This is a genomic window from Streptomyces populi, from assembly GCF_002911015.1.
GTDB classification, from domain to species: Bacteria; Actinomycetota; Actinomycetes; order Streptomycetales; family Streptomycetaceae; genus Streptomyces; species Streptomyces populi.
In genome coordinates, this window is sequence record NZ_KZ626842.1 from 16,784 (window position 1) to 31,101 (window position 14,318).

At 70.6% G+C, this 14,318-nt stretch carries 9 protein-coding genes; 5 read left to right on the forward strand and 4 right to left on the reverse strand.

Features of this window, described 5'->3' with window-relative positions:
- The first annotated feature begins 98 nt into the window (after positions 1-98).
- The 5 genes from CW362_RS02320 to CW362_RS02340 all read left to right on the forward strand — a co-directional run bounded on the left by CW362_RS02320 (position 99) and on the right by CW362_RS02340 (position 5,633).
- Positions 99-1,679: an amino acid adenylation domain-containing protein gene (locus tag CW362_RS02320; RefSeq protein WP_162683944.1), complete on the forward strand. Its 1,581-nt coding sequence runs from the start codon at positions 99-101 to the stop codon at positions 1,677-1,679.
- Positions 1,676-3,154 (forward strand): condensation domain-containing protein, encoded by a 1,479-nt coding sequence (locus CW362_RS02325; protein ID WP_103547623.1) that lies wholly within the window; start codon positions 1,676-1,678, stop codon positions 3,152-3,154. Before CW362_RS02320 ends, CW362_RS02325 begins: the two co-directional genes overlap by 4 nt.
- 63 nt (positions 3,155-3,217) lie before the next feature.
- The gene (locus CW362_RS02330) at positions 3,218-4,348 is read left to right on the forward strand and encodes a nitric oxide synthase oxygenase (protein ID WP_103547625.1); all 1,131 of its coding nucleotides are present in this window, start codon (positions 3,218-3,220) and stop codon (positions 4,346-4,348) included.
- 185 nt (positions 4,349-4,533) lie between these two features.
- A complete protein-coding gene (locus tag CW362_RS02335; protein WP_103547627.1) occupies positions 4,534-5,418 on the forward strand; it encodes a sulfurtransferase in 885 nt (294 codons plus the stop codon).
- Positions 5,415-5,633: a hypothetical protein gene (locus CW362_RS02340; protein ID WP_103547628.1), complete on the forward strand. Its 219-nt coding sequence runs from the start codon at positions 5,415-5,417 to the stop codon at positions 5,631-5,633. The genes CW362_RS02335 and CW362_RS02340 overlap by 4 nt, the downstream gene beginning before the upstream one ends.
- Here the strand turns inward: CW362_RS02340 and katG are convergent.
- The 4 genes from katG to CW362_RS02360 form a co-directional block, all read right to left on the reverse strand.
- Positions 5,626-7,818 carry a catalase/peroxidase HPI gene (gene katG / locus CW362_RS02345; protein ID WP_103547629.1) on the reverse strand — a complete coding sequence of 731 codons (2,193 nt, stop codon included), beginning with the start codon at positions 7,816-7,818 and terminating at the stop codon, positions 5,626-5,628. The genes CW362_RS02340 and katG overlap by 8 nt on opposite strands.
- Before the next feature lie 1,201 nt (positions 7,819-9,019).
- A complete protein-coding gene (locus CW362_RS02350; RefSeq protein WP_103547630.1) occupies positions 9,020-11,197 on the reverse strand; it encodes an FUSC family protein in 2,178 nt (725 codons plus the stop codon).
- Positions 11,198-11,436: 239 nt separating this feature from the next.
- The gene (locus CW362_RS02355; protein WP_103547631.1) at positions 11,437-12,612 is read right to left on the reverse strand and encodes a glutathione-independent formaldehyde dehydrogenase; all 1,176 of its coding nucleotides are present in this window, start codon (positions 12,610-12,612) and stop codon (positions 11,437-11,439) included.
- 308 nt (positions 12,613-12,920) lie between these two features.
- Positions 12,921-14,039, reverse strand: a complete 1,119-nt coding sequence (locus tag CW362_RS02360) for a hypothetical protein (RefSeq protein ID WP_206300839.1) — start codon at positions 14,037-14,039, stop codon at positions 12,921-12,923.
- Positions 14,040-14,318: the final 279 nt, after the last annotated feature.

The following is a 14,318-nucleotide window of genomic DNA, read 5'->3' on the forward strand; positions in this document are numbered from 1 at the left end:
CGAGACCGCCGGTCCGCCCCGGTGCTCCCGGGGGCTCCGACCCACCGGCCCCGCGAAGATCCCAGAGACCGGCCGCACGGCCCGCCATGGAGGAATCTGTGCCACTTCCCGCACTGCTTCAGGATCTCATCGACAACGCCGAGCTCCGGCCGTCGTCCCCGGCCCTCTCCGCCAGCGACGGGGAGCTGAGCTACGCGGAGTTCCACGCGGAAGTCCGGCGGGTGGCCCGTTGGCTCGTGGCGAACGGGGTCGAACCGGGGCAGCGCGTGGGGTTCACCGCGCACAAGACCGCCGCGTCGGTCGTCGCCATGTTCGCCGTCATGCGGGCGGGAGCGGCGTACGTCCCCCTGGATCCCAGGGCTCCGACGGCTCGTCTCGCCGGTCTCGTGGAGGACGCCCGGTGCCCCGTCGTGCTGACCTCCACCGCACGCGACGAGGAACTGGCGAAGGCCCTGCGGGCGAAGGGCGCCACGGTTCCGGCCGACCTGCGGACGATGCCGGCCGTGGCCGGGGACGCCGAGCTGCCCACGGAGATCGCGGAGAGCTCGGTGGCCCTCTGTCTGTACACCTCGGGGAGCACCGGGCGCCCCAAGGGGGTGCAGCTGTCCTACGCGGCCGTTCACGCCTTCCACGCCGGCTTCAACGAGCTGTCGAAGATGGGCCCCGACTCGCGGTGCCTCAATGTGGCCGCACTGCACTTCGACGTGTCTCTCTTCGACGTCCTGCTGCCCTTGCGCCTGGGGGCGGTCGTCCACATCGGGCCGGCGATCCCGACACCGGAGGTCACCCTCGGCATCGTGACCGAGCACCGCATCACGCACATGTCGTCGGTGGGATCGACGATGACGCTGCTCGCCGACGAGAGCAAGGACTTCAGCGGCTACGACCTGTCCACCCTGACCGCGCTGCTCACCGGCGCGGAGATCATCGATCCGCGGACGGTCCAGCGATGGCTGGCCGCGGCCCCGAACCTGGTGGTGATCAACGCGTACGGTCCGTGCGAAGCCACGTGCGCGGTGATCAACCACTGCATCAGCGAACGGGAACCGGACCGCACCGAGTTCTACCCCATCGGCACGCCGCTGCCGGGCACCCGCATCCGCTTCCGCGACGAGGACGGACGGGTGGACGAGGACGGCCCGGGCGAGATCCTCATCGCCGGTGACCAGCTCATGGTCGGGTACCTCAACCGGCCCGGGGAAGAGGAACGCGCCTTCCTCGAACAGGGCGGAACACGCTACTACCGCACCGGTGACTGGGGCAGCCGCCGGCCCGACGGCGTGATCCTCTTCGACGGCCGGCGCGACGACGAGGTGAAGGTCCGCGGGCACCGGGTCAATCTCAACGAGATCAGACGCGGCCTGGAGACGAGTCCGGACGTGCACCGCGCTTTCGTGGCCGCGGTGCGCGCCCCCTCCGGCACGCAGCTGCTGGCCTGCGCGGTCGCGCGCACGCAGGTCGAACGGATGACGGCCGGAGCGGCCGACGGGCGGCCGCTCGCGACGCTGCCCGCCGACCAGGAGCAGTCACTGCGCAGGCATCTCGGCGCGGTTCTCCCCGGCTACATGGTGCCCGACCTCTTCTACGTCCTTCCCGGCCTCCCCGTACTGCCGTCGGGCAAACCCGATGCCACGGCCGTCCGCCGGTGGATCACGGCCTCCGGCGTGGAGAACGCATGACCGACGCCGAGTCCTGGCTCGTCGGGACGTGCGACGAGATCCTCGGACGCAGGGTCCCGTCCCTGCTGCTCTCGCCCATCGAGGCCGGCATGAACTCCGTGATGGCGGTCCGGCTCGCCGCGCTCGTCTCCACGAGGTTCGACGTCGACCTCAACCCGGCCGCGGTGCTGCGCGCACCCAGCCTCGTATCGCTGGTCGAAGGGGTTCTGCCGCGGCCGCCCCGGCAGCTCGACCTGCCCGAGACGGACTTCGTCGCACTCAGTGACATGCAGATGGCGTTCTACGTCGCCGACGAGCTCTCCGGGGGCGGCAACGCCTTCCACTGCCCGCTGGCGTGGAAGCTCGGCGCGTCCCTCTCACCCCGGACGCTCGACCTGGCACTACGGGACCTGGCGGCCCGTCACCCCCTGCTGCGGGGGACCCTCTCCTTCGAGGGCGACGACCTGGGATTCCGCATGGCCGAGAAGACCGGGTCGCGTCTTGTCCGCCTCCGCGCGGCGGACGAGCGTTCCGCCCTGGCGCGACTTCGCGAGGCCATCGAGGAGCCGCTGCTCGCCGACCCCGACGCGCCCTTGTGGAAGGCGTTCCTGTGCACCTACGGCGAAGCGGGCGAGGAGGGACACTTCTTCGTACTGATGAACCATCACATGCTCGTCGACTGGGTCTCGGCCCAGGTACTCCTGAGGGACCTCTCGGAGTTCTACACCCGCCGTGAGTCGGGTGAGTACCCGCTGGTCACGGCCACGCCCCTGGTCCGCGTGCTTCAGGAGCGACGTCGGCGTGACGGCGAGGCCCGGCACGACAGCACCGCGTACTGGGCCGAAAAGCTCGAAGCGCTCCCCGAGCCGCCCCTGAAGGGGGGAGGTCCCCACCGCCATGACGAGATCCGCCTTCCGGCCGCCCTCACGGAGCGGTTGCGCCGGATCGCCCTCCGGCAGCAGTGCACCCTCCACAGCGTCCTGCTCTCCTGCTTCATGGCGGCGTATCACGCGTGGACGGGAGAGGACGACCTCGTGGTGGGGGTCTCGTACGCCTTCCCCCGGTCCGGCCTTTCGAGCAATGTGTGCGCCCCCCTGATGAACACGCTCTGCATCAGAACGCGTCTTCCTCCCCGAGGGGGAGACCCGGCCGCACTGCTCCACAACGTCGCCGAACAGGTTCTCGACGGGATCCTGCACGGAGAGCTGCCCGTCGCGAAGGTGGCGGCGGCGGTCACACCCGCCCGCCGCGGGAGCCCGCTCTTCGGTGTCTCCTTCAGCTACCAGGAGAACGGTGCCCCCGCTCTTTCCCTCGGGGTGCGGTCCGAACCCCTCCTCCTGCCCGTGCGGTCCATGTTCCCCGTGGTGATCGCCGCGGAGCCGAGGAACGACGAGATCCACGTGTCCGCCACGTCCTGCCTCCCGTCGGGGCAGGGGTGCGGCGCGCTGCTCAGCCGCTTCGCCGGTTTCTGCGAGGGACTCTCCGGATCGCGGTGACCCCGCCTTCGGGACCCGGCACCCGCACACCCGTCAGGAAATCGTTCACGGGAGAACACAGACGTGTCGAACCAGTCCGCGCCACTTGAGGTCAAGGTCCCGAGTGTGCTCGCGGCCGAGGAAGTCGTGCAGCAGGCCGAGGAGTTCTTCGCGTTGCCCGAGTTGTCACGGCTGCACGACGCCTCGCGGCTGAGAGCGGTTCGCTCCGAGATCGAAGCGACCGGAACCTACCGGCATACACGTGCGGAGTTGGAGACCGGCGCGAGGATCGCTTGGCGCAACCACGCCCGGTGCGTGGGGCGAACGAATTGGCGAGCGCTCCAGCTGCTCGATTTCCGCGACCGTACGACCCCTGACGGCATCGCCGAGGCCTGCTGGGAACACCTGCGCCACTCGACGAACAACGGTCGCCTGAAAGCCGTCATCTCCGTGTTCCCGCAGCAGCGGCCGGACGGCGCGGCCGTTCGGGTGCTCAATCCACAACTGCTCCGCTATGCCGGGTACCGCCGTCGGGACGGCTCGGTGCTGGGGGACCCCCTGCACTGCGAGCTGACCGAACATGTCGTGCGCGCCGGCTGGGAGGGCGCCGGGACGGCCTTCGACCTGCTCCCCCTCGTCCTGCATGTTCCCGGCCACGGGCCGGCGTTCTACGAAGTGCCTCAGGACGCGGTGCTCGAAGTGCCCATCAGCCATCCCGAATATCCGTGGTTCGGTGACCTGGGCCTCAAATGGATGGCGAACCCGGCCGTCTCCAACATGGCTCTGGTCATAGGAGGCGTCACCTATACCGCGGCGCCTTTCAGCGGCTGGTACCTGAGCTCCGAGATCGGGGCGCGGAACTTCAGCGACACATCCCGCTACGACATGCTGCCCACCGTCGCCCGGAAGATGGGGCTGGACATCTCCCACGATCGCACCCTCTGGAAGGACCGTGCCCTGGTCGAGCTGACGTACGCGGTGCAGCACAGTTATCGCAGCGCGGGCGTGCACATCCTCGATCACCACACGGCGGCTCAGCAGTTCATCCACCACATCGAGCGGGAGGAGGCCGCGGGAAGGTCCGTTCCCGCGCAATGGTCCTGGATCAATCCTCCGCTGTCCGGCAGCACCACCCCCACCTTCCACCGCGAATACGATGCGCCGGATCTCGGCGCACGCCCGAATTTCGTCGCTCAAGAGAGTCCGGCACACTGAGCCTTTTCGGACCTCGTGCCGGTGACGGCCGGTCGGGCCGCCGGGGTGAAGTCCGTTCTGTACCCGGCCGGTCATGTGGTCGACGGGGGCGGCGAGGAGGATGTGTCCGCCGATCTCGAACGCGTGGCGGGCCGACTCTCCGACAACTCCCGCCGACGGCCCGCCCATTCCTTTGGAGGTATCGCATGAGCGCCACAACGCCCCCTGAAACCGACGCCATCGGCCTGCCCGGCCCGCTCGTCCGGGCGGACTGGGTGGCCGGGCGGCTCGGGAAGGAGGGCCTGGTCCTCTTCGAGGTCTCCGTCGGCGCCCGCCGGGGCGCCGGCCCCCGCATCCCCGGCGCCCGCCCCTTCGACCTCGAGGGAGACCTGTCCGACCGGACCTCCGCGCTGCCGCACACCATGCCCGGCGCCCGGGAACTCACCGAGGCGCTGCGCACCCTCGGCGCGCACGACACCGACACGGTCGTCGTCTACGACGCCCAGGGCGTCTACTCCAGCGCCCGCGCCTGGTGGATGCTGCGCGCCATGGGCTTCGACCGGGCCGCCGTCCTCGACGGCGGACTGCCCGCCTGGACCGCGGCCGGTCACCCGGTCGACGCCGGGCCCGCCGCGTACGACGGCCCGCGCGGCACGTTCACCGCCCGGCCCCGGCCCGGCCTGGTCGTGGACGCCGACACCGTCGCCGCCGCCCTCGCCGACCCGCGTGCCGCCGTACTCGACGCACGGACCCGGGAGCGCTACGCGGGCACCGCCCCGGAGCCCCGACCGGGCCTGCGCGGCGGCCACATGCCGGGCTCCGTCAGCCTCCCCTTCGGTGAACTCCAGCGCGACGGCGGCGAGATGCGTCCGGCGGACGAGCTGCGTACGGCGTTCGAGGCGGCGGCCGGGGACCGGGAGCAGCTGTACCTCAGCTGCGGCTCCGGGGTCACCGCCTGCGTCCTCGCGCTCGGCGCCGCCCTGGCCGGCTACCGCGAACTCGCCGTGTACGACGGTTCGTGGAGCGAGTGGGGCCTGCCCTCGGAGCGCCCGGTGGCCACCGGCGCCGCAGACCAGGGCGGTTCACCGTGAGCGGGGGGGGTGTCAGCGGCGGACTCGCCGCGAGGTACCGGACGTCCACCGGCCTGCCGTCCGCGATCGAGGCCCTGATCGTCCTGTCGGTGGCGGTGGCCACCTTCATCCGGTTCGGCGGCGGCGTCCTGGGCGGCGTACCCGGCCGTCGCCCTCGCGACGGCCGGCCCCGCCACGTGAGCGGCGGGGCCGGACCCCCCGGCGGGCTCAGGTGAGGTCGAACCGGTCGAGATTCATCACCTTGTTCCACGCCGCCACGAAGTCACGCACGAACTTCTCTCCCGCGTCCCGGGACGCGTAGACCTCCGAGACGGCTCGGAGCTGAGAGTCCGAACCGAAGACCAGGTCGGCGGCGGTGGCGGTCCACCTGGCCTCGCCGGTGGCGCGGTCCCGGCCTTCGAACACGTTCTCGTCCGTGGCCGACGCCTTCCACTCCGTGCCCATGTCGAGCAGGTTCACGAAGAAGTCGTTGGTCAGGACTCCCGGCCGCTGGGTGAAGACACCGTGGGGAGACCCCTTGAAGCCGGTGTCCAGGGCCCGCATGCCGCCGATCAGCACCGCCATCTCGGGAGCGGTCAGCGTCAGCAGGCTTGCGCGGTCCAGCATGAGGGTCTCCGGCGACAGCTTCTCGCCCGCCGGGAGGTAGTTGCGGAAGGCGTCCGCCTTGGGCTCCAGCACGGCGAACGAGGCCGCGTCGGTCTGCTCCTGCGAGGCGTCCGTACGCCCCGGCGCGAACGGAACCGTGACCTCGTGCCCGGCGTTCCGCGCGGCCTGCTCGACGGCCGCGCACCCGCCGAGGACGATCAGGTCGGCGAGGGAGACCCGCGTTCCGCCCGACTGGGAGCGGTCGAAGTCCTGCTGGATCCCCTCGAGCGTGCGCAGCGCCTCGGCCACCTCGGGGACGTCGTTGAGTTCCCAGTCCTTCTGCGGCGCGAGCCGGATCCGTGCTCCGTTCGCCCCGCCGCGCTTGTCGGTGCCGCGGAAGCTCGCCGCCGACGCCCAGGCGGTGGTGACCAGTTGGGAGACGGAAAGGCCCGAACCGAGGATCCTGGCCTTGAGGGCGGCGACGTCCTCGTCCCCGACCAGTTCGTGATCGACGTCGGGAACGGGGTCCTGCCACAGCTGCGGCTCGGGAATCCACGGGCCGAGGTAGCGCGAGACGGGTCCCATGTCGCGGTGCAGCAGCTTGTACCACGCCTTGGCGAACGCCTCCGCGAGATGGTCCGGGTTCTCGTGGAACCTCTTCGTGATCGGGCCGTAGACCGGGTCCACCTTCAGCGCCAGGTCCGTCGTCAGCATCATGGGGGCGTGCCGCTTCGACGGATCATGGGCGTCCGGCACGGCGTCCCCGGCCGCGGGATCCGTGGGAGTCCACTGGTGGGCGCCGGCGGGGCTGCTCGTCAGCTCCCACTCGTATCCGTAGAGATTGTCCAGGTAGCCGTTGTCCCACCGGGTCGGCTCGGTGGTCCATGCGCCCTCCAGACCGCTGGTGAGCGTATGGGTACCCGTGCCGCTGTCGTACGTGTTCCGCCAGCCGAGGCCCTGCTGCTCGATCGGGGCGGCCTCGGGTTCCGGGCCGACATGACTGGCGTCGACCGCGCCGTGACACTTGCCGAAGGTGTGGCCGCCCACGATGAGCGCGACCGTCTCCTCGTCGTTCATCGCCATGCGCCCGAACGTCTCCCGGATGTCCTGGGCGGCGGCCAGCGGATCCGGGTTTCCGTCGGGTCCCTCCGGATTGACGTAGATGAGCCCCATCTGCACGGCGCCGAAAGGACCGGTGAGTTCCCTGTCGCCGCTGTACCGTTCATCTCCGAGCCATGTGTCCTCGGGCCCCCAGAAGATCTCCTCGGGTTCCCAGATGTCCTCTCGGCCGAACCCGAATCCGAACGTCTTGAACCCCATGGATTCCATCGCGCAATTTCCGGCGAAAACCAGAAGATCGGCCCAGGAGATCGCCCGGCCGTACTTCTGTTTGACCGGCCACAGCAGACGCCGTGCCTTGTCCAGGCTCGCGTTGTCCGGCCAGCTGTTGAGGGGGGCGAAGCGCTGTGCGCCGCTGCCGCCACCGCCGCGGCCGTCCGCGATGCGGTACGTTCCCGCGGCATGCCAGCTCATCCGGATGAAGAGCGGCCCGTAGTGACCGTAGTCGGCGGGCCACCAGTCCTGGGACGCCGTCATCACCTCGAAGACGTCACGCTTCAGCGCGTCGACGTCGAGGGCCGCGAACTCTTTCGCGTAGTCGAAGTCCTCGTCCATCGGGTTCGACCGGGGCGAGTGCTGTCGGAGAACCTGGAGGTCCAGCTGATCCGGCCACCAGTCCCGGTTCGTCCTGGGCCGCCGGGCCGGTGTGGGAGTCGGTGAGGGGATTGCCGGGTTCTCGCTTTCACTGCCGGACATGCCCGTCCTTCTTCCTGTCTCGGTGTTCCTTCTGCCGGCGGCCGCTCTCGGCGTCGTCGGATTTTCCGGTGTCGAGCACGTCGGCCTACGCGGTCGGCGCGCCTCGGCGCCCGCCGGACGGAAAATGTGCTCCACCGCGTCCGTATGGTCGCGCACCACGGACCACACCTCTATGAAACACGCAGAGCACCCTTCATGACATACGTGAGAGAAGGGGCTTCCTTTCCGTTCCCGCGCCGATTCGCGACGTAATCCGAATCGAATGCGGCAGCCCCGGACGCGCCGGAGTGTTCGCCGGTGCCGTCTGTCGTCACGAGCGGTTCGTCCGCCTCGCCGTGCAGGACGCGGTCCGAAGAGCCGGGAGACGCGGGGCGGCCCCGGCGCCTGCCTGACGGCTCGTCGGGCGAGTCGGCGACGGGCCGGTGTGAGTCCGGAAACACCCGTGGACGGATGACCGGACATGCGAAGCGTTGTACGCTCCGGAGACCGCCCTTGACCTGCAAGAAGCAGGCAAGGAGCAGACAAAACGGGAGTTGCTCCGTGCTTCGTACCATGTTCAAGTCCAAGATCTAGAATTTGGGCGTTTGTGCAGGTCAGCGCCTGTCGGCTCGCCCGAGGTCAGCAAAAGGTCAGCATGCGTCGCAGCAGAGACTCCGTTTGCTGACCTGGCGCCCCATGCGGACGCAAGGCGTGATCCCTGACTTGCGCTCGGAAGGCTCGTACCGGGCCCGAGAACTCGCCCACGGCACGGGGCCCGTCTTCAAGGGCTGCTCAAGTGCGGCGACTGTGCCAAGCCGACCGTTGCGCGCACCCGTACACGTGAGGAGGTCGGCTGCGGCAACCGCATGTTTGACGTCCCGCGGGTCGAGTGCCAAGGCGAGCTCACCGAAGGCCCGCGCGACCCGTCCCGCTGCTCGGGGCACACCGCCCGCCTGCTGCCGCAACTCGACCATCACCCGCGCCCGCGGTCCCTCGCGCTGAAGAGCGGTTCGGTCACACGCGGCTCGCCGTCCTTCCCGTCGATTGAGGAACCACCGCCGACAACCGCTCGCCCCACCGCTGAAACGGCATCACCGCCGCAGCACCCTGGCCGGGCTGAAGCCTCGTGATGGCGACAGAGGCATACGTGTGGCGGCGCCCGACGCGGCCGGGAGACCACTCGCCGCTCCCGGAGGCGCGGCGCTCCCCGTGGCCGACTTCGTCACTCACCCCGGTGTGCGGGTTCTGAGCCGTCACCTTCCGCCGCCACGGCCGCCCGCACCCGCTGCTCCTCGCGAGCAGAGCCGACGTCCCGTTCCAGGGGCGTGCGGCTCACGGCCGTCGCGAGCTCTTCCAAGGCCCGCTTTTGCAGTTCAGCCTCGCGCCGCACGACCGGGCTCCGGTTGCCGACGGGAGCGTCCTCCCACGCGTGGAGCGCCTCCTCCACACGCCCCCAGTCCGGATTCCTGTGCTCGCTCACGTCGACTGCCGCCTTCGCGGTGTCCGCCTCCAGGGCCTCGGCGAAACGCTCCGCCTCGGGGACGAAACGGCTGTCGGCCCGCGGGACGTGGCTCTCCATGAGCATCGCCGCCCGGCCGAACCCCTTGAGCGCCTCCTGCGCCTCCTGCGCCTCGCGCGACGTCAGACCCCTGGGGCGGACCGGTTCCTGCCTTGCCCGGTCGTACGCCTCCTGCCAGGCGGCATACGCCTCCCTGCTCGCCAGCAGTGCCCTGCGCATGTCGGCGTGATGCTCCCGGGTCGGTTCGGCGTAGTTGCGGAGCACCGCGGCCGCGTAGCGGCCGTCGGCGGCGAGCCAGTCCGCAAGCCGGCCCGGCAGCCGGGGTGTCTCCCATGCGGGGAACACCAGGTACGCCAGCATTGCCATGGCCCCGCCGAGCAGGGTGAGCACCACCCGCTCCGGGACCGTCTGCTCCCATGCCTGGCCGCCCATGCCGAGCAGGAAGACGACGTATGCGGCGGTGAAGCACTGGGAGTAGGCGTAGCCGGTACGGATCAGCGTGTACGACAGGCCCGCCGAGACCACCGCCAGCGCGCCGAACACATGGGCGTCCGGGCCCAGGGCCCGCACCATCCCGGTGGCGAGTGCAACCCCCGCCAGGGTGCCGGCGAGACGGGCCACCGCACGCGCGTACGTCCGGTGGAAGTCAGGCCGCATCACCATCACCGAGGCGATGGGCGCCCAGTAGCTGTGGCCCAGGGGCAGCCGGGCGGCGATCAGATAGCCGAGCGTGGCCACTGCTGCCAGGCGGACGGCGTGCCGGAACACGGGCGAGTCCCGGCGGAGCTCACGGCGGATCGCCCGGACGACGACCGGGACCAGCCGGAACATGGTCGGGCGCACCAGGAACTGGGCGCTCGTCGAGCCGGGCGGCGTGGGCGTCCTCCCGGAGACGCTGCCGCTCCCGGCGATCTCCAACGCCTCGCCGAGCAGTTCCACGAGCCGCTCGGCGGCCTGCCGCGCTGGGCCCTCCAGCACCTCGTGCTCCTCGTCGACACGCAGGACGTCCGTGCTCTCGGGCCGCACCTCGGCGGGAGTGCCGCGGCGGATCGAACGAGCGGCCGCATCCAGGACGTCGGCGGCCGCGTCGAGCAACTCCCGCGCGCGGTCCCTCCCGGGTCCCTCCGCCGGGGCGCCGACGTCCGGGTCGGCGAGCGCGGCGACGACCGGCCGAATGCACTCGGCGAGTCCTCGGGGGCCGTGGAGGACGGGGGGACGGGTGCGGGCCTGTGACGGCGTCACGGTGGCCGCGTCCCGGGCCGTCATCAACGGCTCCGGGTCGAACGGGGCGGTCGGGTCGTGCCGCAACCGGCGGGCGTAGTCCGCCACGGCGGCCAGGGCGTCGGCGAGCGCGTCACGATGCGCCCCCCAACGGCGGATCGGGAACAGCAAGATCAGCACGGCCTGCACCACGCCCCCGAGCGCGATGACCCCGGCGTGCTCCAGGGCTCGCCCGACGCTCGTGGGCAGGGTGATGGTCACCAGCATGCTGCCGACCGTCGTCGCTGCGACGATCCCAGTGGTCGATCCGACGGCCCACGCCATCCCCGCGACAAAGGCCCATACGGCCAGCAGTGGGAGGAACGTCACAAGTCGCCCCGCCGCCAGGTAGCCCACGAAGGTGCTGAGCGCCAGACCCGCGCCCGCGCCGAGCGCGATCACCTTGCGTGGACGCCAGGTGCGCTGGAAGGTGGCCCCACCCGCGGAGTAGGCGCCGAGGGCGGCGGACGCGGCATACGCGGGGGAGACGAGCCACAGCGCCGGCCCGACGACGATCGCCATCCCAGCGGCCGTGCGCAGCGCGAGCAGGGGCTCCAGCCGCGTCTCCTCGATCGTGAGCCCGGATCGCACGACCTCTCCGAAGGCCCGCAGCCACGTCACGGGTGTGAGCCTAGCCGGAACACCCTGCCGGGTCGCATCGGCCTGGTTGAGGTGCGGCAACCGTCGGGCAGGGAAGCCTCCCACCCGCCCCGCGAACAGGCCAGCGGCCGCAGCCGCTGGACGGGGTGCAGCCACTGCGGACACTGTTGAGCGTCCGCCGTCCGTCCTACCGGGCCGTAGCGCGGGCGATCGTCCCCAGCCCCGGCCGGAGGACGGGCGGGACGGCGGCCCCGGGTCGCCTACCGCTTGTGGCCGTTCCCGTGTCCGTTCGGATGCAGGACCACCTTGGTCCAGCCCTCGTCACGGGCGTCGAAGTGCTCGTAGGCGGTGGGGGCCTCGTCCAGGCCGAGTTCGTGGGAGACGACGAAGCCCGGCTTCGCCCTCTCGCCGGCGATCAGGTCCCGCAGCGCCCGGTTGTACCTCTTCACCGGTGCCTGCCCGGTGCCCATGCGCTGGCCCTTGAACCACATCATGCCGAAGTCGATCGGGACCTTGCCCTGCGCCTCCAGCTCGCCCTGGGCCTCCGCGCCGCCGGGGTCCTGGGGCAGGAACACGCCCACCACGCCGATGTCGCCCGTGAACCTGACCGAGTCGATCAGCCCGTTGAGCGTGAGGCTGGCGTCCTCGTGTCCCTCGGGATCGTGTGCCTGATATCCGACGCACTCGCAGCCGTTGTCGGCGCCCAGACCGAGGGTGGCCTCCTTGACGACCTCCGCCGGGTTCTGCTCTGCGGTGTTGATCGGGATGGCCCCGATCTCCTCCGCCTTGCGCAGCCGGTCGGGCTGGTGGTCCGCCACCCAGACGCGCCCGGCGCCCTTGAGGAGGGCGGAGTAGGCCGCCATCAGCCCGACGGGACCGGCCCCGAGGACGATCGTCTGGTCACCCGGTTTGACGTGGGCCATCTCGGTGGCGTGATAGCCGGTGGGGAAGATGTCGGCGAGCATCACGTAGTCGGTCTGCCGCTCGGCGGCGTCCTCACCCAGACGCAGCGCGTTGAAGTCGCCGTAGGGCACGCGCAGAAGTTCCGCCTGGCCGCCCTGGTAGGGGCCCATGTCGGCGAATCCGTAGGCGGCTCCGGCAAGGGCCGGTTCCGGCTGCATGGTCAGGCAGTAGTTGGTCAGACCCCGCTCGCACTGCTTGCAGAAGCCGCAGGCGATGTTGAAGGGCAGGACCACGTACTCGCCGACCTGGACCTTGCGGACGGCCGAGCCGACCTCCACGACCTGGCCCATGTTCTCGTGTCCCAGGGTGCGGCCGGACTCGAACGAGGTGCGGCCCTCGTACATGTGCAGGTCCGAACCGCAGATGTTGGTGGTGGTGATCCTGACGATGATGTCGCAAGGGTGTTCGATCTTCGCGTCCGGTACGTCCTTCACCGTGACCGTTCGCGGTCCTTCGTATACCGCTGCTTTCATGATCGCTTCCTTCGGCGCCGCGGCACGACCGCGGCACGGGTGCGATGGGGGCGGCGTACCGAGCCTGACTCCCGGGAGTCGGCGCGACGGGGTCCATGGCTCCGGCATGCCTCTGTGGGCCGTTCGCCCGGTTCAGGCGGAACGGTGGTGCCGCCGTTGCCTGCCCGGCGGGGCTTCGGCGCTCCGGCGGCGCGCCGTCCGAGTCCCCGTCGCCCTTGACGCGAAACAAGCACGCACCGATCGATCGGCGGAATATTCGTACGCGGACGACCATCGACCGCCGGCGCGTCTCCGGAGCGGGTCGCCGGCTAGTTGCCGTCGTCCTGGAGCATGCGGCGGCGTTCCTGTTCGCGCTTGGAGTAGGCGGCTGCCCGGATCGCCTCGTCGCTCTCCAGGCCTGATCCCAGCGCCCCGCCCACCGTCGCGACCGAAGCGACGAACCAGGACAACGTCCAGTATTCCGCGGCGTGAAGCGGGGTTCCTGTCGTGGAGGCGAACACCTGGCCGTTGAGGATGAACAGGGCCCACACCAAGTTGATGACGATCAAACCCGTGTAGCAGACGAGCACCCCGATACCCACGGTCATGATCGTCGAGGCGTTGTAGAGCCTCGCCCTCTGCCTCGCCTCGGGTGAGCGCTCCGCGGTTCGATGCCACAGTTGCGCGTCCAGGATCAGCCAGCCGATCATGAGCGCGACAGACCCGACCGTGGCGATCACGAGGCGCGGCGTGCTCAGGGACTCGGCCAGGTTCCAGATGGTCGAGTTCACGGTGGCGACCGCTCCCGTGGTGAGTGCGGCCGCCAGGGCTTTCGACAAGCCCGGCACCAAGCGCCACGGCCGGTTGGCGCGGACCATGCCGACGAGCACCCTCAGGTAACCGCGCGGCCCGCTGACGACGTACCGAAGATCAGCGGTCTCCTCCTCACCGATCCGGCCCGGGTGAACAGGCGCGAAACGACTGACGAAGGGAGCCGGCAACGGCTGACCCCGCGGAGGTCCCTCCGCCCCGGTGGCCCGCCGACCCGCCAGGCTGAGCACGGTTTCTTCCACGGCCCGCCGCGCCCTCGTCTGCAGCCGCAAGCCCCCCAGCGTGGGAAGGGACAGCAGGGCCAACCCGTGTTCGTGACTCAGATCCACCGCGAGCTTGAGCCCGTGCGAGTGCAGCGGAAGGTCGGTGAGGGCCACGACGATGTCCCAACTCTCCGCTCTTCCGCGGTCCATGATCCGGCGCATCAAGGTGGGCTGGTCCTCGGTCCCCGCGGTGAAGGGCTCACTGACCACCTCGACGTCGAACCGTCGTCCCTGGCCCGATCTGTCGGCGAGCCGAGCGGGAAGCACCCGGGCCATGCGCTGGGCGATCTCCGTGGGCGCGTCCGGATCCGCCAGGAGAGCCACGACCGTAACGCCCTGAGACGACACCCGCATGACTCCTTCTCGTCGCCTGCTTCCGCGATCGCCCGTGCCCCCAGGATGCCCCCGACGTACCGCCGACGCCGCGTGACACGCTGGCCCCTGCCGGCAGGTGCGGGCGGTACGGTCGGATCTCCTCGTCCACCCCGTGCGGGCCCGCTCCGCCACCGGGCCACGGTTGCGTGCGCCACCGCGAACGCCCGCTCCGCACCACCCCGGTCGGCACAGCACGCCGCGCCACCGGCCACCCCGCTTCGGTGCCCGGCCGGGAGCAACGGTTTCGTCCGCGCCCAC